Annotated in this window: 18 protein-coding genes; 15 read left to right on the forward strand and 3 right to left on the reverse strand. The window is 56.9% G+C overall.

Annotated elements, in window-relative coordinates:
- Window positions 1–38: 38 nt before the first annotated feature.
- Window positions 39–578 carry a P-loop NTPase family protein gene (locus PAGR_RS20050; RefSeq protein WP_014606876.1) on the forward strand — a complete coding sequence of 180 codons (540 nt, stop codon included), beginning with the start codon at window positions 39–41 and terminating at the stop codon, window positions 576–578.
- A gap of 177 nt (window positions 579–755) precedes the next feature.
- Window positions 756–1,277 carry a GNAT family N-acetyltransferase gene (locus PAGR_RS20055; protein WP_044042585.1) on the forward strand — a complete coding sequence of 174 codons (522 nt, stop codon included), beginning with the start codon at window positions 756–758 and terminating at the stop codon, window positions 1,275–1,277.
- Window positions 1,278–1,316: 39 nt separating this feature from the next.
- On the opposite strand, the gene PAGR_RS20060 is transcribed toward PAGR_RS20055, so the two are convergent.
- On the reverse strand, window positions 1,317–2,129 hold the full coding sequence (locus PAGR_RS20060) for an IclR family transcriptional regulator (protein ID WP_014595130.1): 813 nt from the start codon (window positions 2,127–2,129) through the stop codon (window positions 1,317–1,319).
- A 318-nt stretch (window positions 2,130–2,447) separates the two neighbouring features.
- Between PAGR_RS20060 and PAGR_RS20065 the strand changes: the two genes are divergently transcribed.
- From PAGR_RS20065 to PAGR_RS20130, 13 genes are all read left to right on the forward strand, one after another.
- Complete coding sequence (locus PAGR_RS20065; protein ID WP_013024269.1) at window positions 2,448–3,974, forward strand: sugar ABC transporter ATP-binding protein; 1,527 nt, start codon at window positions 2,448–2,450, stop codon at window positions 3,972–3,974.
- A gap of 22 nt (window positions 3,975–3,996) precedes the next feature.
- Window positions 3,997–5,097 carry an ABC transporter permease gene (locus PAGR_RS20070; RefSeq protein WP_013024268.1) on the forward strand — a complete coding sequence of 367 codons (1,101 nt, stop codon included), beginning with the start codon at window positions 3,997–3,999 and terminating at the stop codon, window positions 5,095–5,097.
- Window positions 5,094–6,194 (forward strand): ABC transporter substrate-binding protein, encoded by a 1,101-nt coding sequence (locus tag PAGR_RS20075; RefSeq protein WP_013024267.1) that lies wholly within the window; start codon window positions 5,094–5,096, stop codon window positions 6,192–6,194. The genes PAGR_RS20070 and PAGR_RS20075 overlap by 4 nt, the downstream gene beginning before the upstream one ends.
- Before the next feature lie 14 nt (window positions 6,195–6,208).
- On the forward strand, window positions 6,209–7,039 hold the full coding sequence (locus PAGR_RS20080; protein ID WP_014595129.1) for an SMP-30/gluconolactonase/LRE family protein: 831 nt from the start codon (window positions 6,209–6,211) through the stop codon (window positions 7,037–7,039).
- Window positions 7,040–7,291: 252 nt separating this feature from the next.
- Complete coding sequence (gene yiaK / locus PAGR_RS20090; protein ID WP_014595128.1) at window positions 7,292–8,290, forward strand: 3-dehydro-L-gulonate 2-dehydrogenase; 999 nt, start codon at window positions 7,292–7,294, stop codon at window positions 8,288–8,290.
- Window positions 8,291–8,300: 10 nt separating this feature from the next.
- Window positions 8,301–8,768, forward strand: coding sequence for a NanQ anomerase/TabA/YiaL family protein (locus PAGR_RS20095; RefSeq protein WP_014606878.1), 468 nt, complete (start codon window positions 8,301–8,303; stop codon window positions 8,766–8,768).
- Between the two features lie 15 nt (window positions 8,769–8,783).
- The gene (locus PAGR_RS20100; RefSeq protein ID WP_014606879.1) at window positions 8,784–10,079 is read left to right on the forward strand and encodes an MFS transporter; all 1,296 of its coding nucleotides are present in this window, start codon (window positions 8,784–8,786) and stop codon (window positions 10,077–10,079) included.
- Entirely contained in the window at window positions 10,076–11,557 is a 1,482-nt protein-coding gene (locus PAGR_RS20105; RefSeq protein ID WP_014595125.1) for an FGGY-family carbohydrate kinase, read from the forward strand. Before PAGR_RS20100 ends, PAGR_RS20105 begins: the two co-directional genes overlap by 4 nt.
- A complete protein-coding gene (gene ulaD / locus PAGR_RS20110) occupies window positions 11,554–12,210 on the forward strand; it encodes a 3-keto-L-gulonate-6-phosphate decarboxylase UlaD (protein WP_014606880.1) in 657 nt (218 codons plus the stop codon). Before PAGR_RS20105 ends, ulaD begins: the two co-directional genes overlap by 4 nt.
- Complete coding sequence (locus PAGR_RS20115) at window positions 12,207–13,067, forward strand: L-ribulose-5-phosphate 3-epimerase (protein ID WP_014595123.1); 861 nt, start codon at window positions 12,207–12,209, stop codon at window positions 13,065–13,067. Before ulaD ends, PAGR_RS20115 begins: the two co-directional genes overlap by 4 nt.
- Window positions 13,064–13,762, forward strand: a complete 699-nt coding sequence (araD, locus tag PAGR_RS20120) for an L-ribulose-5-phosphate 4-epimerase (protein ID WP_014606881.1) — start codon at window positions 13,064–13,066, stop codon at window positions 13,760–13,762. The genes PAGR_RS20115 and araD overlap by 4 nt, the downstream gene beginning before the upstream one ends.
- 38 nt (window positions 13,763–13,800) lie before the next feature.
- Complete coding sequence (locus PAGR_RS20125) at window positions 13,801–14,319, forward strand: YagU family protein (protein WP_013024257.1); 519 nt, start codon at window positions 13,801–13,803, stop codon at window positions 14,317–14,319.
- A 263-nt stretch (window positions 14,320–14,582) separates the two neighbouring features.
- Window positions 14,583–15,656, forward strand: a complete 1,074-nt coding sequence (locus tag PAGR_RS20130) for an acyltransferase family protein (RefSeq protein ID WP_014606882.1) — start codon at window positions 14,583–14,585, stop codon at window positions 15,654–15,656.
- Window positions 15,657–15,699: 43 nt separating this feature from the next.
- Here the strand turns inward: PAGR_RS20130 and PAGR_RS20135 are convergent, their stop codons facing one another.
- Together PAGR_RS20135 and PAGR_RS20140 are read right to left on the reverse strand one after the other, a co-directional pair.
- On the reverse strand, window positions 15,700–17,361 hold the full coding sequence (locus PAGR_RS20135; RefSeq protein WP_014606883.1) for a methyl-accepting chemotaxis protein: 1,662 nt from the start codon (window positions 17,359–17,361) through the stop codon (window positions 15,700–15,702).
- Window positions 17,362–17,570: 209 nt separating this feature from the next.
- On the reverse strand, window positions 17,571–19,766 hold the full coding sequence (locus PAGR_RS20140) for a TonB-dependent siderophore receptor (RefSeq protein ID WP_014595119.1): 2,196 nt from the start codon (window positions 19,764–19,766) through the stop codon (window positions 17,571–17,573).
- Between the last annotated feature and the right edge of the window lie 11 nt (window positions 19,767–19,777).

Genomic DNA, 19,777 nt, shown 5'->3' on the forward strand with positions numbered 1-19,777 from the left:
TGAGGGCAATCCACCACACCGTCTACAGGACCGTCGCCATGAATGCGTTAATCAGTCTTGAGGATCTGGGGCCACGCATCTGCATTATGGGGCCGTCTAACAGCGGAAAATCAACGCTTGCGACCGCGATCTCACATCACACCGCCCTGCCTGCCATTCATCTTGACCAACTTTATCACCTGCCCAATACCCACTGGCAGCCAAGAGAGAAGGCTGAGTTTTTGCATTTACATCATCAGGCTATTCACCGGGATTGTTGGGTAATGGACGGCAACTACACAGCCTGTCTTAACGAACGACTGGCGCGAGCAACCGGCTATATTCTGCTTGATGTCCCAATGCCCGCCAGCTTGCTGCGTTACGTCAGACGTTGTTACGCCAGTGCCAACCGGCCGGGCGCACTTGAGGGCAGTGTGGATAAGGTGAACTGGGCGATGATAAAGCACATCGCGTTGACAACGCCGGGAAACCGCAGGCGCTATAAAACGCGCTACCCGCACATCGATCTGCCCAAATGCTTTTTGCAGGGCACAAAGGCGATTGATGAGGCTTACAGGCGCTGGAATTTGGCTGTGTAATCCGCGTATTCTTGTCCAGGATCGGTCGTGTCTGGCCCGGTTGTATGGTGGGAGGCGTTGCGCCTTACCGCGTCTGGTGCAGCCAACCTGGCCTCTGCCGGTGAAGCGCGATGTCCGGTCGTTTTTATTCTGATGACAATCCCCTTTCGCGACGCTAACAGGCAGGGAGACAGTGAAATGGAAATAATACTGGCAGAAGACAGCCACGTTCCGGCAATACAACAGATTTACGCCCATCACGTATTACAGGGCACGGGCAGTTTTGAAATCGTCCCGCCCGACGAGGCAGAGATAGCCAGCCGGCTGGAAAAACTTCGCGCCGCCGGGCTGCCCTGGTTCGTCGCCCTCAGTGAAGGACAGGTTTGTGGCTACTGTTATCTGGGCTTTTACCGGCCCCGTTATGCCTATCGTTTCACCCTGGAGGATTCCCTGTATATTGCGCCCGCGTTCCAGGGAAAAGGCATTGGCAAACGCCTGCTGGCCCATGCTATTCACTGGGCTGAGTCCCGCGGCTTTCGCCAGATGGTGGGAAACGTAGGTGACAGTGCCAATGTGGCCTCTATCGCCCTGCACCGTGCCGCCGGTTTTACCGTGACCGGCACATTAACGTCGGTGGGGTTCAAGCATGGCCGCTGGCTGGATACGGTGCTGATGCAGCGCACGCTCGGTGAGGGAGACAGCACGCTCCCTGAAAACTAAGACTGGCTCGGCAGGCCTGCTGTACCGAAAAGGGCGTTTTCAGGCGGTGAAGCCCAGCTCTTCTGAAATGGCCTGCGCCGTGGCAACCACCTTCGCCATCAGATGCTTCGCGCCAATCTGCTGCAGCTTGGCCGTCGGCAGGGATACCGAAACCGCATAAGGGACACGCTGCTGAATATCGAACACCGGTGCCGCAATGCAGGTGACGCCCAGTTCATTTTCTTCGCGATCCATCGCGGTGCGCTGCTGAAGAATATCGTTGAGTTCCTGCTGCATCTCGGGCAGCGTGGTAATGGTATTTTTCGTCAGTTGCTCAATGCTGTCCTGATGGTTTTGCCAGTATTGCAGCAGGTACTCTTCGCTGCCCCAGGCCAGAAAAATTTTGCCCATGGCTGAACAGTAGAGCGGCATATGCTGACCGATGTAGGCGCGGGTGCGCATCATGCCCGTAGTCGGTTCTAACTTGTTGATCAAGACAACGTGATCGTCTTCGCGGCTGGAGAAGTTCACGGTTTCACCCACGTCCAGGTTGAGTTTTTCCAGATGTGGCCCTGCAACGTGAATAATATTGAGCGACGACAGCGCCTTCTGACCGACTGAAATAAACTTGGTGGTTAAGCGGTAACTCCCGGGCGAAGGTGCCTGGGTCACGTAACCGCTGCTGTGCAGCCCCTGCAACAGGCGATGTACGGTGCTTTTGTTCATTCCAGACAGTTCAGCAAGATGGGCTAGCGGGCAACCGTTAGGATAATTACTTAACAATTCTATTAACTGCAGGCCACGAAACAGGCTTTGTGTCCCTAAGGGTTTATCGCTCTTCGTTTCCTTTGCTTTATCCACTTTCACCGCCATCCACCGACCCTCTCCATTTCTCACTTCCTGAACGCGCTAACGCATGATGTTAACTCAAGGCTTACCGACAGGGAATCTTTAGCTTTTTAGTGTGGTCGGGCGCACGCTTCTCGTCGTGACAGAAGTGCGCTGTTCATCACAAATTCAAAACAATATTTTAACTTACTGTTTCTTATAGATAAATATCCGCCCTCCTTCTTTGCTTTTCCCCGGCGTCAGGAATACTATTTTTTGGAATAGTATTTCACATATTGAAATTAGCAACGAGCGGTCGCCGCTCTTGCTGCCGATACTCACCAGGCGTCACGGGAGGCAGAAATGCAACCTCATCCGGATAAACCGGTTCTTACACTCAGCCATATCACCAAACGCTTTGGCGGCAACCCCGCGGTTAATGATGTGAGTCTGGACGTCTTCCCCGGCGAGGTGGTGGCGCTGCTGGGGGAAAACGGCGCAGGTAAATCCACCCTGATCAAAGTGCTGGCTGGCGTGTATACCAGCGATGAGGGGCAGATTACCTTTCAGGGAAACGTCACGGCATCCGCCGCCGCGTTGAAAACGGCAACCAGCCAGCCCATCGCGTTTATTCACCAGGACCTGGGGCTGATTGAGTGGATGACCGTGGCGGAAAATATGGCACTGGTGATGGGATTCAACCGCCGCTTTGGCCTGGTCAACTGGCGGGCGGTGCGTGAGCGGGCGCGTTCGGCGCTGGAGGAAGTCGGTATTCAGCTGGACCCCGATGCCCGCGTGTTTGAACTGTCGCGGACAGAGAAATCGCTGCTGGCCATCGCCCGTGCCGTCGCGGTCAACGCCGAAGTGCTGGTGCTGGATGAGCCCACCGCCTCGCTGCCCGCCAACGACGTGCGCCACCTGTTTGGCGTGATTGAACGCCTGAAAAGCCGCAACGTCGGCATGATTTACGTGACACATCGCCTGGATGAGGTGATCGAAATTGCCGACCGTATTTGCGTGATGCGAGACGGTAAACGCGTTGCGGAAGGCGTCACGGCAGATTACAAGCTTCACGATCTGGTGGAAATGATTGTGGGCGAGGCGCTGGAGAGTAACCAGCGCCTTGCGCTGCCCGAGGCGCGGCCGCCGGTGCTGTCGCTGAACCAGCTGTGCATTGACGAAGTCGGGCCGGTTTCTTTTAGCCTGCAGCCAGGCGAGATGCTGGCGCTGGCAGGACTGCGCGGAGCCGGTCAGGAAGAGATAGGCCGAATGCTGTTTGGCCTGAAGCAGGCCACCAGCGGACAGGTTATTTTTCGCGACAACCCCTGCCACCCACGCTCTCCCCGTGAGGCGATGGCAGCGGGCATCTCACTGGTGGCAGGCGACCGCACGGGCGAAAGTCTGGTGATGTCGATGAGCGTGCGTGAAAACCTGTTTATTAACCCCTGCGCCAGCGGTCATCGGCTGATATCGCATTATGGTCGCCGCGCCGAGGTAGGCGCCAGCTGGTGGAAAGTCCAGCTGTTCGACGTGCGTCCCAAAGACGTCAACCTGGATATCAGCGCCCTGTCCGGCGGCAACCAGCAGAAAGTGGTCATGGCCCGCTGGATGCACCTCAACGCACCGCTACTGATTCTTGAAGATCCTACCGCTGGCGTGGATGTCGGCGCACGCGAAGAGATTTATCACCTGCTCAATAAAGCCCTCGCCGAAGGCGTGGCGGTGCTGGTGATTTCCAATGACCTTGAAGAAATTGCTCATATCTGCAACCGCGCGCTGGTGTTTAACCGGGGCCAGGTGGTGGGTGAGCTGAGAAATGAACAGGTTACGTTTGCAGGTTTACTGGAGCTGGCCTCGGCCAGTTCTGCTGCTCCATTAGCTACCGTCTGAACAGGCAGTCAGGAGAAACGAAATGTCTAAAACCTCGGTGAAGTCCACCGCGCTCGAACAACGGGTCAGCCTTGCTCAGCATGGCTTTGCGCCGTGGTCGATGCAGATCCTCACCCGCTACGGGCTACTGCTGTTATGCGTGCTGTTAGCGTTACTGTTTTCAGTTCTGTCCCCCACCTTCGCTTCGATGTTGACCGTACAGGCGATTCTGTCCAGTAAGGCAAAAATTGCGCTGCTGGCGCTGGCGGCCACCTTGCCAATGATCGTTGGCAAAATCGACCTCAACGTCGGTTTTGGCATCGTGCTGTGGCACATCCTGGCCATTACGCTGCAGGTGGAATATGGCTTTTCCTGGCAGATGGCGGTGCTGACGGTGCTGGTGTTGTCGGCCCTGTATGGCCTGCTTAACGGCATCCTGGTCGCGCTGGCAGACATTGACAGCTTCGTCGCCACGCTGGGCTCCGGGACGGTGCTGTATGCGATTGCGCTGTGGCACTCCGGCGGCCGACAAATTGTGGGCGATTTACCGGATGCGTTCAGCGCGCTGCACAGCACGGAAATCCTTGGCATTCCGATTGGCGCATTCTATGTGCTGGGCCTGGCGCTGGCGTTATGGCTGGTCACCGAGCATACGCCGCTGGGAAGATGCATGTATGCCGTGGGCGGTAATCCCGTCGCGGCACGCCTCAACGGCATCGCCGTTAATAAGTACGTCATTGGATCCTTTATCGCCTCCAGCGTCATTACCGGCTTCAGCGGCGTGCTGATTGCCGCAGAACAGGGCGTCGGCCAGGCCAGCGTCGGGATGGATTACCTGCTGCCTGCCTTAGTGGGCGCCTTTCTGGGCAGCACCACCATTCGTCCGGGACGGGTTAACGTTTGGGGCACCGTAGTGGGCATCGCCATTCTGGCTATTGGTATCGCCGGTATTCAGCAGTTTGGCGGCGCCTTCTGGGTTGAACCCTTATTTAACGGTGCCACGCTGTTGCTGTCGATTACGCTTGCCGGCTACGCCCAGCGTCGCCGTATGTTGAACCAAAAAGCTGTCGTGCGCAGTCAGAGCACGCCAGCAACAACACCTGACCCACAGCAAAAAACCATCACACCAGGGAACTCATTATGAAAAATCCGGTATTTGGTCTTTCTCTCGTTGCCATGCTGGTCGCCTCTCTGCCCGCTCATGCAGACAGCTACCTGGAACAGGCCACCGCGGCCGTCGCCAAAGCCACGTCCAGCGCCACCACCTGGGATGGCCCTACCACGGGGCCGAAACTGCAGGCGAACAAGAAACTGATTTTTATCGCCTCAGATATGAAAAATGGCGGCGTACAGGGGGTTCAGCAGGGGCTGAGCGAGGCGGCGAAAGTGGCGGGCTGGAAGCTGGATACGCTGGACGGTGCGGGGTCGGTGAAAGATCAGCTTGCCGCGCTGAATCAGGCTATTGCCCAGCGCCCTGACGGCATCATTATTGGCGGCTGGAACCCCAACGTCGCCAAAATGCCGCTCAAAAAAGCGGTCCAGCAAAAGATAGTGCTGATGGCCTGGCATGCGGAGCCACAGCCAGGCCCGATTAAGCAGTACGGCATTACGGATAACATTACTTCTGACTCAAATGAGGTTGCCCGCCTGGCGGCACAGTACGCGGTGGTGAAATCAGGCGGTAAAGCTCAGGTCATCATCTTTACCGACTCGCTGTACAAAATCGCGCTGGATAAAGCCAATGCGATGAAACAGGAAATTGAAAAATGCAGCGAGTGTAAGGTCATCGACTTTATTGATACGCCACTGGCCGATACCTCTAACCGTATGCCGTCACTCACCTTCAGCTTGTTACAGAAGTACGGCGACCGCTGGCAGTACTCGCTGGCGATTAACGATCTCTATTTTGACTTCATGGCACCGGCGCTGAAAACCGCAGGCAAGGGGGGCAAAAACGCGCCATACAATATCTCTGCGGGCGACGGGTCTGTCTCGGCCTTCCAGCGTATTCGCAATGGCGAAAGCCAGTCGGCAACCGTGGCGGAACCGTTAAAACTCCACGGCTGGCAGTTGCTGGATGAGTTCAACCGCGCCTTCGCTGGCCAGCCGCCTTCCGGCTATGTCACGCCTGCGCACTTAATTACTCAGGAAAATATTAGCCGGGATGGCGGACCGCAAAATAACTATGACCCCGAAAACGGTTATCAGCAGCACTATAAAACCATTTGGGGCGTGAAGTAACGGAGGCCAGCAGCATGCAGGTAGAAAAACTGTGTTCCCCTGCCATCTGGGCCGAAGGCCCGGTATGGCTGCCGCAGCACGATGCGGTGGTATTCAGCGATGTCAAAGGCAACCGCATGTACTGCTGGCAGCGCAACGGTGAGCTCAGCATCTGGCGTCATCACGCTAACTATGCCAACGGTAATGCCCGGGATGGGCAGGGACGCGTAGTTAGCTGCGAACACGGCCGCCGGGCTATCAGCCGGACCGAACTGGATGGCACGGTCAACGTGTTGATCGACAAAGTAGAGGGCAAGCGCTTTAACTCGCCCAACGATCTGGCGATCCGCGCCGATGGCACCATCTGGTTTACCGATCCGCCTTACGGGATCGTTAACGATCACGAAGGCTATCTGGCCCCGAGTCAGGTGATTGGCTGCTATCTCTACTGCTTCGATCCCGCCTCCGGGCAGCTCAGTATTGCGGCCAGCGATCTGCAACGGCCTAACGGGCTGGCGTTTTCGCCCGACGAGAGCCTGCTGTATGTTGCCGATATGTCGGTGGTGGACTTTCCAACCCTGGGGCGCCACCAGCTCCGGGTCTATCAGGTTAAAGGACGCGAGCTGTCGCCCGGCCAGTTTTTTGCCGATGTCACGCCGGGCTTCCCGGACGGATTCTGTGTCGATTCTCACGGCGACATTTACTGTAGCTGCGCAGACGGCGTGATTATTTTTAACCCCGACGGAGAGCGCAAAGGCAAAATTCCGATCCCTGAAACGGTATCCAACTGCACATTGGGTGGGCCGGATAATAATGAACTCTATATCACCGCAAACACGTCGCTCTACCGGGTAAGGCTGCCCTAAGCCGTCTGCTCAGTCAGGGATGCCGCACGCGTCAATCAGGTCAGCCTCTCTTGGGCTGACCGGCCCGTCTGTGGGCAAAATCTGGCGAATAAGCCAGAGATCACAAAAGCCGAAAATAAATATAAGATGCTGATTTTTATTGATTAATTTTTCGGTCATTTCTTTGACTGGCCCGGCTTTTCCCCATAGCATTTAGTTGAAATGACATTCCACATTATGAAATAAAGCGGTGACGCTGGGAGTATCAGTCGTATGAGAATCAGCTATCAGCAGTTGTATGAGGAGTTTCTCCGCGTACTTACAGGTCGTAACGTGCCTCAGGATAAAGCCGAAGCCTGCGCGCGCATGTTTACCGAAACCAGTCTCAACGGCGTGTATTCCCACGGCGTAAACCGCTTCCCGCGGTTTATTCAGCAGCTGGATGCTGGCCATATCGTGCCCGAGGCGGAGCCACAAAAAGTCCTGTCGCTGGGCGCGATCGAGCAGTGGGATGCGCAGCGCGCCATCGGCAACATCACCGCGCACGGGATGATGGATCGTGCTATGGCCCTGGCATCGGATCACGGTATTGGGCTGGTAGCACTGCGTAATGCCAATCACTGGATGCGCGGCGGCAGTTATGGCTGGCAGGCAGCCGAAAAGGGCTTTGTGGGCATTTGCTGGACGAACTCCATTGCCGTGATGCCGCCCTGGGGCGCGAAAAGCGGCGCTATCGGCACCAACCCGCTGATCATCGCCGTGCCAGGCGAGCCAATCACCATGGTGGATATGTCGATGTCGATGTTCTCCTACGGCATGCTGGAAGTGAACCGTCTGGCCGGTAAGAGCCTGCCGGTCGATGGCGGATTTGATGATGAAGGCAATTACACGCGCGATCCGGCCACTCTTGAGCAGAACCGTCGCATCTTACCCATGGGTTACTGGAAAGGCTCCGCGCTGTCGGTGGTGCTGGACATGCTGGCCACCCTGCTCTCCAACGGTGCCTCCGTCACCGAAGTGACACACGACAACGGCGATGAATTCGGCATCTCGCAGGTCTTTATCGCGATTGATGTTGACCGCCTTATCGACGGTGAAACCCGCCAGCACAAGCTCGACCGCATCCGGGCATCGATTATCAACGCTGAACGGGCCGACAGCGCGCAGGCCATTCGCCTGCCCGGCGATAAGTTTCCGCCGCTGCGGGCTGAAAATCAGCGACTTGGCATTCCGGTAGATGAGCGCGTCTGGGCGCGTATCCAGGCGCTGTAAGGAGGGAATCATGATTACCGGACACATCGCGAATACCGACCCGCGTCACTATCCTCCGGCGATCGCCAAAGCGATCGCCTGCCTGACCCGCTACGACCTGCTCACCCTGGCGGCGGGACGTTATCAGGACAGTGAAACCGGCTGGATTATGCAGGTACTGGATCTGCACACCGTTCCGGCCGAGGAGAACTACCCGGAAGCACACCGCCTGCACATTGATGTGCAGTACCTGGTTACGGGCGAAGAAGTCATCGGCGTCGCAACGCAGCCTGTGGATTTCGCGGTGCATCAGCCTTACGACCCGGAGCGCGACATTATTTTTTACCAGCACGTGCCGCATGAGACCCAGGTGCGCATGCTGCCGGGCACCTTTGCCGTGTTTTTTCCGCAGGATATCCACCGGCCTAATTGCGCGGTGAGCACGCCAGGACCGATTCGCAAAGTGGTGGTCAAGATCCCCACCTGCGATCTGGCGTAAGCAAGGAGAAAGGCCATGAGTCTGACATCAACTGCCGTTAACCGTGAAAAGATCCCTGCCCTGCGCTGGTTACGGATCATTCCGCCTGTCCTGATCACCTGCATCATTTCCTATATGGATCGGGTTAATATTGCCTTTGCCATGCCGGGCGGAATGGACGCCGAACTGGGCATCAGCGCCTCAATGGCCGGTCTGGCGGGCGGTATTTTCTTCATTGGTTACCTGTTTTTGCAGGTGCCAGGCGGCAAGCTGGCCGTCTACGGTAACGGCAAACGCTTTATTGGCTGGTCGCTGCTGGCCTGGGCAGTCATTTCGATACTGACCGGCATGGCAACCAGTCAGTACCAGCTGCTGGTACTGCGCTTTGCGTTAGGGATCGCCGAAGGCGGCATGCTGCCGGTGGTGCTGACGATGATCGGCAACTGGTTCCCGGATGCCGAGCGCGGCCGCGCCAATGCGATTGTGATCATGTTTGTCCCGATCGCCGGGATCATTACCGCGCCGCTCTCCGGCTGGATCATTACCGGCTGGGACTGGCGCATGCTGTTTTACGTGGAAGGTGCGTTATCGCTGGTCGTCATGGCCCTGTGGCATTTCACCATCAGCAACCGGCCGCAGGAGGCGAAGTGGATTTCTCCGGCTGAAAAGCAGTATCTGATTACGACCCTGCACAACGAGCAACTGATAATCAAAGGGCAGAACGTGCGGAACGCTTCTCTGCTTAAGGTCATGCACGAGCCCGTGATGTGGCGGCTGATTCTGGTCAATTTCTTTTATCAGACCGGCATTTACGGCTACACCCTGTGGTTGCCCACCATTCTGAAAGAACTGACCCACGGCAATGTCGAGCAGGTTGGTATGCTGGCCATACTGCCCTACGTCGGGGCGATCTTCGGCATGTTTCTGTTTTCTGTTCTTTCGGATGCAACCGGGCGGCGCAAGCTGTTTGTGGCGCTGCCACTGGCAGGTTTTGCGCTATGCATGGCGCTGTCGGTGTTGCTAAAAGCGCATATCTGGTGGTCCTACGCGGCGCTGGTGGGCTGTGGCGTGTTTATTCAGTCTGCAGCGGGCGTGTTCTGGAGTATTCCGCCGCGCCTGTTCAATGCCGAGGTCGCGGGCGGGGCACGCGGCCTGATCAACGCACTGGGCAACCTTGGCGGCTTCTGTGGGCCTTACATGGTCGGCGTGCTGATGGCGTTCTACAGCAAAGATGCCGGGGTTTACAGCCTTGCCATTTCGCTGGCGCTGGCTGCGCTGCTGGCAATGACCCTGCCTGCCCGCTGTGATTCTGCGAAACGGGAGGCGTTATGAAACGCTGGCTGGGACTGGACTGCGGCGGCACCTTTATTAAAGCCGGACTCTACGACAGGCAGGGCCGCGAGCTGGCCGTTGCGCGGCAAAACCTGCCGGTACAGGTACCAGAGCCGGGTTATGCCGAACGCGATATGACGCTGCTCTGGCAGCAGGCAGCAGCGGTCATTCGCGAAGTACTGACCCGCAGCGGTCAGGATGCCGCCGACGTCGCTGGATTAGGCATCTCTGCTCAGGGTAAAGGGCTGTTTCTGCTGGATAAAGATCGCAATCCGCTGGGAAATGGCATCTTATCCTCCGATCGTCGCGCCCTGAGCCTGGTGCAACAGTGGCAGCGGGAAGGCATGCCGCAAAAACTCTATCCTCTCACCCGGCAGACGCTCTGGACCGGCCATCCGGTGTCGCTCCTGCGCTGGCTAAAGCAGCATCAGCCGCAGCGCTACGCCGCAATCGGCAGCGTACTGATGGCCCACGACTACCTGCGTTTCTGTCTGACCGGCGAGCTGGCCTGTGAAGAAACTAACATCTCTGAATCCAATCTGTACGACATGCAGGCGGCAGACTGGTCGCCCGCGCTGGCTGAGATGCTGGATATCAGCGAGATCGTGCCGGCGTTGCCCCCGATTGTGGCATCAACGCAGATTGCCGGCTATGTAACCGCGCAGGCTGCCGCCGCATGCGGTTTGCTGCCCGGCACGCCTGTGGTCGGGGGCCTGTTTGACGTGATGTCCACCGCGCTGTGTGCGGGACTGAATGACGCAACGCGCCTGAACGCGGTGATGGGCACCTGGTCGGTGACCAGCGGCATTACCGACTGCATTAGCGATGAAGCAGACTATCCCTACGTTTACGGTCGCTATGCCATTGAAGGCCAGTATCTTATCCACGAAGCCAGCCCGACATCGGCGGCAAACCTGGAGTGGTTCTGCGAGCAGTGGGGCATCCGCGACTACCAACAATTAAATCAGTGGGTCGAGGAGCTGGAACCTGCCAGCAGCGCGCTGCTGTTTCTGCCTTTTCTGTACGGCACCAACGCCGGGGCCGACCTGCACGGCAGTTTCTTTGGTCTGCAGGCGGGCCACACGCGTGCCCACCTGGTGCAGGCCATCTACGAAGGCGTGGTGTTCTCCCACCTGACGCATCTCAACCGCATTCTGCAACGCTTTCCTCAGGTCACTGCCCTGCGTCTGAGCGGCGGCCCTACGCGCTCCGCGCCCTGGATGCAGATGTTTGCCGATGCCAGCGGCCTGCGCGTTGAAGTGCCGCAGATCAGCGAAAGCGGCTGTCTGGGCGCGGCGCTGGTGGCGTTGACCGGCACCGGTGCTTACACCTCGCTGCAGCAGGCCCAGCAGGCCCTGGCGCCGGATATCGTCACCTGGCTACCGGACAGCACACGGCATGCCCGTTATCAGCAAAAGTATCAGCGTTATCAGCATCTGATCCGCGTCCTGAGTGACGCACAAGGAGCCCTCTTATGAGCCTGCCTTTACTCCAGCTGGCGCTGGATCATACCGCGCTGGATGCGGCGCTGGAGACCGCACAGCAGCTGCATCAGCATGTCGATATCATCGAAGCCGGTACGTTGCTGTGCCTGAGCTGCGGAGTCGAAGCCGTGCGCCGTCTGCGCCAGCAGCATCCGCAAAAGACCCTGGTGGCCGACTATAAAGTGGCAGATGCCGGCGGCACGCTGGCAGACATGGCCTTCACGACGGGCGCAAGCTGGATGACGGTCATCTGTGCCGCACCGTTGGCGACGTTTGCCAGCGCGCTGGACGTGGCGCAGCAGCACCAGGGCGATATTCAAATCGAACTGTTTGGTCACTGGACGCTGGACGATGCCCGCCGCTGGCGGCAACTGGGGCTGAAACAGGCCATTTACCATCGGGGGCGGGATGCCCAGGCCAGCGGGCAGCAATGGAATCAGCATGACCTGGATACCATGAAAGCCCTGTCGGATTTGGGTTTTGCGCTCTCCATCACGGGCGGCATTACGCCTCAGGATCTTGCGCAATTTAAAGACGTTGACGTGAAAGCGTTTATCGCCGGGCGCGCCCTCAGCGATCCCGCCAGCGGCATTCAACGCGCAGCGGAATTCCATCAGGCCATTGCCAGCATTTGGGGAACAGTATGAAACGCCAGCATCCGTTAGGTATTTACGAGAAAGCCCTGCCCGCTAACCTCACCTGGCCTGAACGACTGGCGCTGGCAAAAGCCTGTGGCTTTGATTTTGTGGAAATGTCGGTAGACGAAACCGACGTGCGGCTGGAGCGCCTGACCTGGAGCAAAGAGCAGCGCCTGTCGCTGGTCAACGCCATGATTGAAACCGGCGTGACCATTCCCTCCATGTGCCTGTCGGCGCATCGCCGCTTTCCGTTTGGCAGTCACGATCCGGCGATCCGCCAGCGGGCAGACGATCTGATCGATCGCGCCATCCAACTGGCAAAGGACGTGGGGATCCGCACGATTCAGCTTGCCGGTTACGACGTCTATTACGAACCTCACGATGATGGCACCGTAGCGCGCTTTGCCGAAGGCTTGTCACGTGCGGTGCAACGCGCCGCCGCGGCGCAGGTGATGCTGGCGGTTGAGATCATGGATACCGAGTTTATGAACGCTATCAGCAAGTGGAAAGTCTGGGAGCAGCAGCAGGCTTCTCCATGGTTTTCCGTTTATCCGGACGTGGGCAATCTCAGCGCCTGGGGCAATGATGTCACCGCCGAACTGACCCTGGGTATTGATCGCATCGCCGCGATTCATTTAAAGGATACCCAACCCGTGACCGCAAGCTCGCCGGGCCAGTTTCGGGACGTCCCCTTTGGTCAGGGCTGCGTGGACTTTGTCGGCGTATTCCGCACGCTTAAGGCGCTGAACTATCGCGGATCGTTCCTGATTGAAATGTGGACGGAAAAAGCCGAGGAGCCGGTTGCCGAGATCGTGCAGGCCCGGCGCTGGATTGAACAGAAAATGCAGGAAGGAGGTTTAGTATGAGCATAGCCGCCATGAAAGAGCAGGTGCTGGCCGCCAACCTGGCGCTGCCGCGCCATCAGCTGGTGACCTTTACCTGGGGCAACGTCAGCGCTGTCGATCGCGCGCAGGGGCTGATGGCCATCAAACCCTCCGGCGTGGCGTACGACGGCATGACGGTGGACGACATCGTGGTCGTGGAACTGGAAAGCGGACGGGTGGTGGAAGGCAGTAAAAAACCCTCGTCGGATACCGCGACGCACCTGGCGCTCTACCGCGCCTTTACGGATATTGGCGGCATTGTGCATACCCATTCGCGCCACGCCACCATCTGGGCGCAGGCCGGTCAGGATCTGCCCGCCTGGGGCACAACCCATGCCGACTACTTTTACGGGGCCATACCCTGCACCCGGCTGATGACGGAGGCCGAAATAGCCCACGACTATGAACACAATACCGGCGAAGTGATTATTGAAACCTTTCGCACGCGCGGCATCAGCCCGACCGCTATTCCTGCCGTGCTGGTTAACGCGCACGGGCCCTTTGCCTGGGGAAAAGACGCCGATAACGCGGTCCACAATGCGGTGGTGCTGGAAGAGATCGCCTATATGGGCATTTTCTCCCGCCAGCTGACGCCCGGTATTACCCACATGCAACAGCCCTTACTGGACAAGCACTTTCTCAGAAAGCATGGAGCAAATGCCTATTACGGGCAGTAATCCACGGTGGTTATCTTACTCAGCAGGAGCGGTTAACTATGAACAGGTCGTTTCGTCTGACGTCCCCTGCCGACCGGCATTATGGTCCGGCGCTTTGGGCAGGGTTTTGGGGCGGCAACGTTGCCAGCTTCGTAAAATGGGGAACGGAGAATCCGTTTCCGCCCAGAACGCCTGACAGGGCGATTCCCCCTGCGGAGATGCTGCAGGATATGGGGATCAACGTCAGCAACCTGGTCTATCATTATTCCGGTCACGTGGTGAACTGGGGCATTGCCGGGGTTCACCACCTGTTCTCAATCGTCTTCGCCCTGCTCTACTGCGCCATGGCCGAGATCCTCCCGGTCGTTACGCTGGGCCAGGGCGTAGCGTTTGCCCTGCTCATTACCCTGGGCTTTCACGGCGTGATCTTGCCGATGAACGGCTGGGCACCGCCCTTGTGGCACCTGCCGTTAGCGGAAATCGCCTCGGAGACGTTGGGGCATATTCTGTGGATGTGGACGATTGAGATCTTCCGGCGCGCCATGGGCGGGAGCGTCTTTCCGCGCGCGTCCGCGTAGTGCCTGTATCCCCTCAAGTCATCATATTTGTTTAAGAACCCTCTGAAATCCCAACGGCGCACTTCTGATCCTGTGCGCCTAACTCCGTCGATCGTCGCCATTTTTCGGCAAAATTAGGCTATCAGGCAAAACCCTTTTTTTCTGGCTGCTAAATGGCGGTTGATAATCGTTAAGGCATTTTTACAATACGGCCTACGCTTAACCCTAACCGGTTCGTTCAGGCGAACGCCGTGATTGAGTAAACTGACAGGCCTGTAACGCTCATGAAAATCGTCTCAATCCAGTATCTGCGCGGCCTGGCTGCGCTACTTGTGGTGCTGGCGCACAACTCATCGCTGTTAGAAAGTCACTGGACCCGGCACATCCCCGGCGCGCTGGGCGTGGACGTATTCTTTATTATCAGCGGCTTCATCATGACTTTTATTACGCATCAGTTTAACGAAGCGCCGACGTCGTTCATGGTGAAACGCTTTTTCCGCATCTGGCCGGTCTTCTTTGTGGTTTGGCTGCTCTCGTTCGTGGTGGTTTATCACGACCGTTCGCTTCAGGATATGTCCTGTGCGCTCTACTTCTGCCTGCAGGATTACAGCAGCCCCGGGCCGACCTTTGGATTCAGCGCATTAGGTCCGCCGTGGACGCTTTCCTATGAGATCCTGTTCTACGCCGTGTTCACCGTGGCGATGTGCATAAACTATCGCTACCGTAGCTTCCTGTGTGCACTGATTTTCCTCGCCTCCAGCGTGGGCTTTCAGCTGTATTACAACGGCAGTTTTACCTTTTCCTCTCAGGTTTCGCCTGATATGGCGGTGACGCACTGGTGGCAGGCGTGGATCAAACTTATCAGCAATACCATCTGCATGGAGTTTATCTTAGGGATGATGCTGGCTGAATTAATCGTCAGACAAAAGCTCCCTGAGCTGAATCCTCAGATGCGCAGAATACTGCAGGTGGGGCTGGTACTGGCGTTTGCGACAGCGCTGATGATTGGGCCGCAGCCGTTTGGCCTGCATGGCGGTTTCTGGCTGGCGGCGGCCATTATGAGCATCACGGTGATGCTGGGTTACCGCACGGAAAGTGGTCATAACCGCACGCTGATCTTCTTTGGCGATATCTCGTATTCGCTCTATCTCATCCACTATCCGATGATGATATTGCTGATGAACAGCCTGGCGGATAAAGCCTGGACGGACAATCTGATGATTTTCATCCTCTCCATTAGCATCAGTGTGGCGCTGGCCTCCGTGATGTTTTTCTGGATTGAAAAACCCGCCATTAAGGCAGGCAAACGCGTTGCCCGCTGGTTATCAACGCCGTTGACGCTGCACAGAAGTTCGTAACCCTTTAAAAGCAGCGGCCGCCCGGGCCACTGCTTCGCCACGATCAGAAACTCTGCCAGTTATCTTCCTGCGCACCTGCACCTGCCGCCGCAAGCTGTGGACGCTTCAGCACGGGCGCGGCCGTCACGGCGGCTAAAGGCGGCTTAGCGGCGACAACCTGAGCTGAACGGATGGTAAAGGCGGCCACCAGCTGTTGCAGCGTGGTGGACTGCTCCGTTAACGAACGCGCAGCGGCAGAAGCCTGCTCCACCAGTGCGGCGTTTTGTTGGGTTACGCTGTCCATCTGATTAACCGCTTCATGTACCTGACCAATGCCCTGCGACTGTTCGCTTGCCGCCACCGCAATCTCATCGACCAGATCGTTTACCTGACGCACGGCATCGTTCATCCGGCCCATATTTTGTCCGACTTCTTCAGCCTGAGCGGCACCGGTTTCAACGTAGCGCATGGAGGACTCGATCAGTGCTTTGATCTCACGGGCAGAAGAAGAAGAGCGCTGTGCCAGATTACGCACCTCTCCGGCGACCACGGCAAAACCGCGTCCCTGCTCACCGGCACGGGCGGCTTCAACGGCCGCATTCAGCGCCAGGATGTTGGTCTGGAAGGCAACGCCTTCAATCAATGCAATAATGTCGTTGATTTTCGCTGAACTGCTTTTGATATCGGACATGGTGCTCAGCATGGTTTTGACTTTGCCCGAGCTGTCTTCCGAGATTTCACGCGCATTTTTGGACAGCTGGCTGGCGAGGCGGGTATTTTCAGCCGTCTGACGCACGGTTTCGCTCAGTTCAGACATACTGGCCGCCGTTTCCTCCAGCGACGCTGCCTGCTCTTCGGTACGCGCCGAGAGATCGTCGTTGCCGGCTGAAATCTCGGATGAGGCAGAGCCGACAGAGTGGGATGCCTGTTCAACGGACGACAACGACTGCGCCACATTGCTGACCAGATGATTATAAGCGCTGGCCGTTAAGCCAATTTCGTCGCGACGCGACTCATCTGCGCGCAGCGTCAGATCGAGGCGTTCGCTGGCGCTTTCCATGGTGGCACGAATCGCGTTGAGCTGACGACGGATGCTGAAGATGGTTTTCACCGAAAACGCGCCTAGCAGCAGGATAATCAGCAGCGAACCGCCGGACATGCCCCACAAGGTTTGTTGATAAACCTGATTGTTTTGCTGGCTGTAGGTTTTGCCAATGTCCACATTCAGCTGCAGCTGTCGCTTTAACCCCGCTATCAGATCGCGAACAGACTGGCCCACACCACTGTCTCCCTGGATCGCGCCCAACGCGATGGCATCATTTTGTGCCCGTGACCCGGCAAAAAAGGTCGGCAGCCTGGCTTCCGCTTCTTTTATCTCCGCAAAGGCTTTTTCGCTCAGGGCCTTGTCTTCAGCACTGGAAAGGTCGTGATCAAAGTAATACTGGTTTTGCTTTTTCAGATCCGCAATCACGCCAGCGATATCTTTCTCAAACTGGGCCTGCTTGCGTTGATCGGTCGCACTTTGATGGCGATAAAGCAGCAGTGTCAGGGCATTGCTGCTATCGACAAGCTTATTAAGATCGGTAATAGAAGGAATTGTATTTCTCTGCACGTAATCGAAGCGTGATTGAAATCCTGTTACCACCGTGATCGCCACCATAGCCAGAACAGCCAGTGAGGCGGCAAGGAGGGAGAAGGTCAGGAAAAGTCGCTGTGTAATGGTCATTTTTTGTTCCGCCTGGTCGTTAAAACGAAAATGCTTTGTGCATTAAATGTACGCACATAAAGACTATCGGCATGTACCTGACAAAACTGAGCGTATTCGTTTAGGTATTGTTTACATTATGTAACGGCACAGCGTGTTTAGCGGCGACAGGAGGAAAAAGTGAGATTGAGTGAGGCTTGCCCGGCGTCACACCGGGCAAGAATGAAGACTTAAAACAGTACCGAATAGTTCAGCCCAAAGGTGCGACCCCGGCCTTTGTACTGATACAGCGACGGCGAGCCATAGGTCGGGCTGTAGAACAGCGGCGCACGCTGTCCCCACACCGTGGTGTAGTCGCGATCCAGCAGGTTCTCGACGCTAAAGCTCAGCTTGCCCACCGGCAACTGGTAGCTGCCGATAAAATCAACGGTGGTATAACCGTCAATTTTATTGCCGCCGTTATCGGTTAGGTCAAACGACTGCGTGCTTTGCAGGCGCAGGCTCCAGGGATCCGGCGACCAGCCAACATAGGCGGTGGCTTTCGATGGACTGGCATAAATGACATCCCACTTTTTCCAGCCGCCATCTTTTTTGGTTTCAGACTTGACCAGGTTGAAGTTGACGCCGGTGCTCCAGTTGGTATCGGGGATAAAGTAATCCACCGCACCTTCCACGCCATAAATACGGCGCTTGTCATCGTCCACGTTAATGGTCATATCGCTGCGGTTGACCGAAATCGATTTGTCTGACAGCGAATAGTAGGCGGCTAACTGCGTGCGCAGGTCATTACCGGTGTAACGCCAGCCCAGCTCGTAAGAATCGACTTTGATGCCCTGAAGCTTCGACTGATCGACATTAACGCTGTTCAACAACTGGTAGTTGCCGTTTTGCAGACGATAGGTGCCGTTGCCGTAATACTTGCCCGGATCCGGCAGTTCAACGCCTTGCGAGAAGTTGAACCATGCCTGCTGCCGCTCGGTGATATGCATCAGGATACCGGCGTTGTACAGGACGTTGTCGTAATCCGTTGAGCCGCCTGGAATCGCATCGGCCGAACGCGCCGTGCCATTAGCAATCGCCTGCTGCTGGGCATAGCCGACAAAGTCGTCCACCTTGTTTTCGGTGTACTGATAACGTACGCCGCCACTCAAGGTGAAGGTATCGTTGATGTCGTAGCTGGACTGCAGGAAAGCCGCCAGGTTAGTAATGTCATAACCCGGATAGCGTCCGGTGGTGTAAATGCTCTGGTTGTTCAGGCCACCCGAGGCGGCCGACTGTGCCAGATCAAAGAACATCTGATTGGAACTAAAACGTTCATGATCGGCATCAACACCGTAGGTCAGCTGCAGGTTGTCGAGCGGTTTACTGGTGATTGCCAGCTTGCCGCCGTACTGGTCAGTATCCTGTTTAGAGGAAGAGAGGCTTGTCACCCGCCCGCCGGACACCGTTGGGAAGGGATAAAACGCCAGAGATTCATCACGATAGTAGACCTGACCCACCAGCTCCTGACCCAGGAAATCGGTATTAGAGTACTGCAGACTGACCAGGTGGCGCTCGGTGCCGGGAATACGGTCTGAGTTCAGTCCTTTACTGGTGTAGGCGTTACCGTTACCGGTTACCGCCGAAAAGTTTCGGCCAAGATAGAGGCCATAATCGTCATCGCCCTGGCTCTTGTAGTATTGCGTCACCAGCTGCAACTGCTGGTGATCGTCAATCTCAAGCGTGCCGGTGCCCATCACATCCAGACGATCGGAGTATTGCAGGCCCGTCTGGGTGTTATCGAGCAGAACAGAATCGCCGTTGCCGTCATACCAGCCGCCAAACTTCTGGTAGGCCACCGACAACCGTCCGGACGCGCGATCGTTCCCCCCAGAAATCGCGCCCGCCACGCGCTCATCGTGATCTTTACTGTTGTTAAACCCGGTTTTGGTGCCGGTTTCAAACTCAAACTGGGTGCCCGGCTGGCCTTTTTTGGTGACGATATTGATCAGGCCACCGGTGCTGCCCCCGCCGTACAGCGAGGTTGAACCGGAGATCACCTCGATGTGATCGATGTTAAAGGGATCGATCGAATCCAGCTGGCGGCTGTCTGTGCGCGAAGAATTCAGGCGAACGCCGTCCACCAGCACCACAATCGCGCGGCCGCGCATGTTCATGCCGTAGTTGGTTCGGCCCTGGCTACTGACGTCGAGGCCCGGCACCAGCTGCGCCAGCGCATCTTTAAACTCTTTGCCGCCCTGGACTTGTTGCTCCAGTTCGGCCCCCTCAATCACCCAAGTGGTTTGAGCCATTTCTGCCACCGTACGGTGCGTACGGCTGGCCGAAACCACCATGTCATTTTCACTGGTTTGCTGTGCGACCGCGGGCGCCATCATGGCTAACAGCAGCGGATTAAGCAGCCAGATATTCTTGTTTTTAGTCTTCATTATCGTTCCTG

The sequence above is a fragment of the Pantoea ananatis PA13 genome (genome assembly GCF_000233595.1).
GTDB classification, from domain to species: Bacteria; Pseudomonadota; Gammaproteobacteria; order Enterobacterales; family Enterobacteriaceae; genus Pantoea; species Pantoea ananatis.

Coding starts and splice junctions, on each gene's coding strand:
- PAGR_RS20075 (WP_013024267.1), top strand. CDS start 5,094: ATGAAAAATCCGGTATTTGGTCTTTCTCTCGTTGCCATGCTGGTCGCC.
- PAGR_RS20105 (WP_014595125.1), top strand. CDS start 10,076: ATGAAACGCTGGCTGGGACTGGACTGCGGCGGCACCTTTATTAAAGCC.
- yiaK (WP_014595128.1), top strand. CDS start 7,292: ATGAGAATCAGCTATCAGCAGTTGTATGAGGAGTTTCTCCGCGTACTT.
- PAGR_RS20130 (WP_014606882.1), top strand. CDS start 14,583: ATGAAAATCGTCTCAATCCAGTATCTGCGCGGCCTGGCTGCGCTACTT.
- ulaD (WP_014606880.1), top strand. CDS start 11,554: ATGAGCCTGCCTTTACTCCAGCTGGCGCTGGATCATACCGCGCTGGAT.
- PAGR_RS20065 (WP_013024269.1), top strand. CDS start 2,448: ATGCAACCTCATCCGGATAAACCGGTTCTTACACTCAGCCATATCACC.
- PAGR_RS20055 (WP_044042585.1), top strand. CDS start 756: ATGGAAATAATACTGGCAGAAGACAGCCACGTTCCGGCAATACAACAG.
- PAGR_RS20080 (WP_014595129.1), top strand. CDS start 6,209: ATGCAGGTAGAAAAACTGTGTTCCCCTGCCATCTGGGCCGAAGGCCCG.
- PAGR_RS20060 (WP_014595130.1), bottom strand. CDS start 2,129: ATGGCGGTGAAAGTGGATAAAGCAAAGGAAACGAAGAGCGATAAACCC.
- PAGR_RS20070 (WP_013024268.1), top strand. CDS start 3,997: ATGTCTAAAACCTCGGTGAAGTCCACCGCGCTCGAACAACGGGTCAGC.
- PAGR_RS20125 (WP_013024257.1), top strand. CDS start 13,801: ATGAACAGGTCGTTTCGTCTGACGTCCCCTGCCGACCGGCATTATGGT.
- PAGR_RS20135 (WP_014606883.1), bottom strand. CDS start 17,361: ATGACCATTACACAGCGACTTTTCCTGACCTTCTCCCTCCTTGCCGCC.
- araD (WP_014606881.1), top strand. CDS start 13,064: ATGAGCATAGCCGCCATGAAAGAGCAGGTGCTGGCCGCCAACCTGGCG.
- PAGR_RS20100 (WP_014606879.1), top strand. CDS start 8,784: ATGAGTCTGACATCAACTGCCGTTAACCGTGAAAAGATCCCTGCCCTG.
- PAGR_RS20140 (WP_014595119.1), bottom strand. CDS start 19,766: ATGAAGACTAAAAACAAGAATATCTGGCTGCTTAATCCGCTGCTGTTA.
- PAGR_RS20115 (WP_014595123.1), top strand. CDS start 12,207: ATGAAACGCCAGCATCCGTTAGGTATTTACGAGAAAGCCCTGCCCGCT.
- PAGR_RS20050 (WP_014606876.1), top strand. CDS start 39: ATGAATGCGTTAATCAGTCTTGAGGATCTGGGGCCACGCATCTGCATT.
- PAGR_RS20095 (WP_014606878.1), top strand. CDS start 8,301: ATGATTACCGGACACATCGCGAATACCGACCCGCGTCACTATCCTCCG.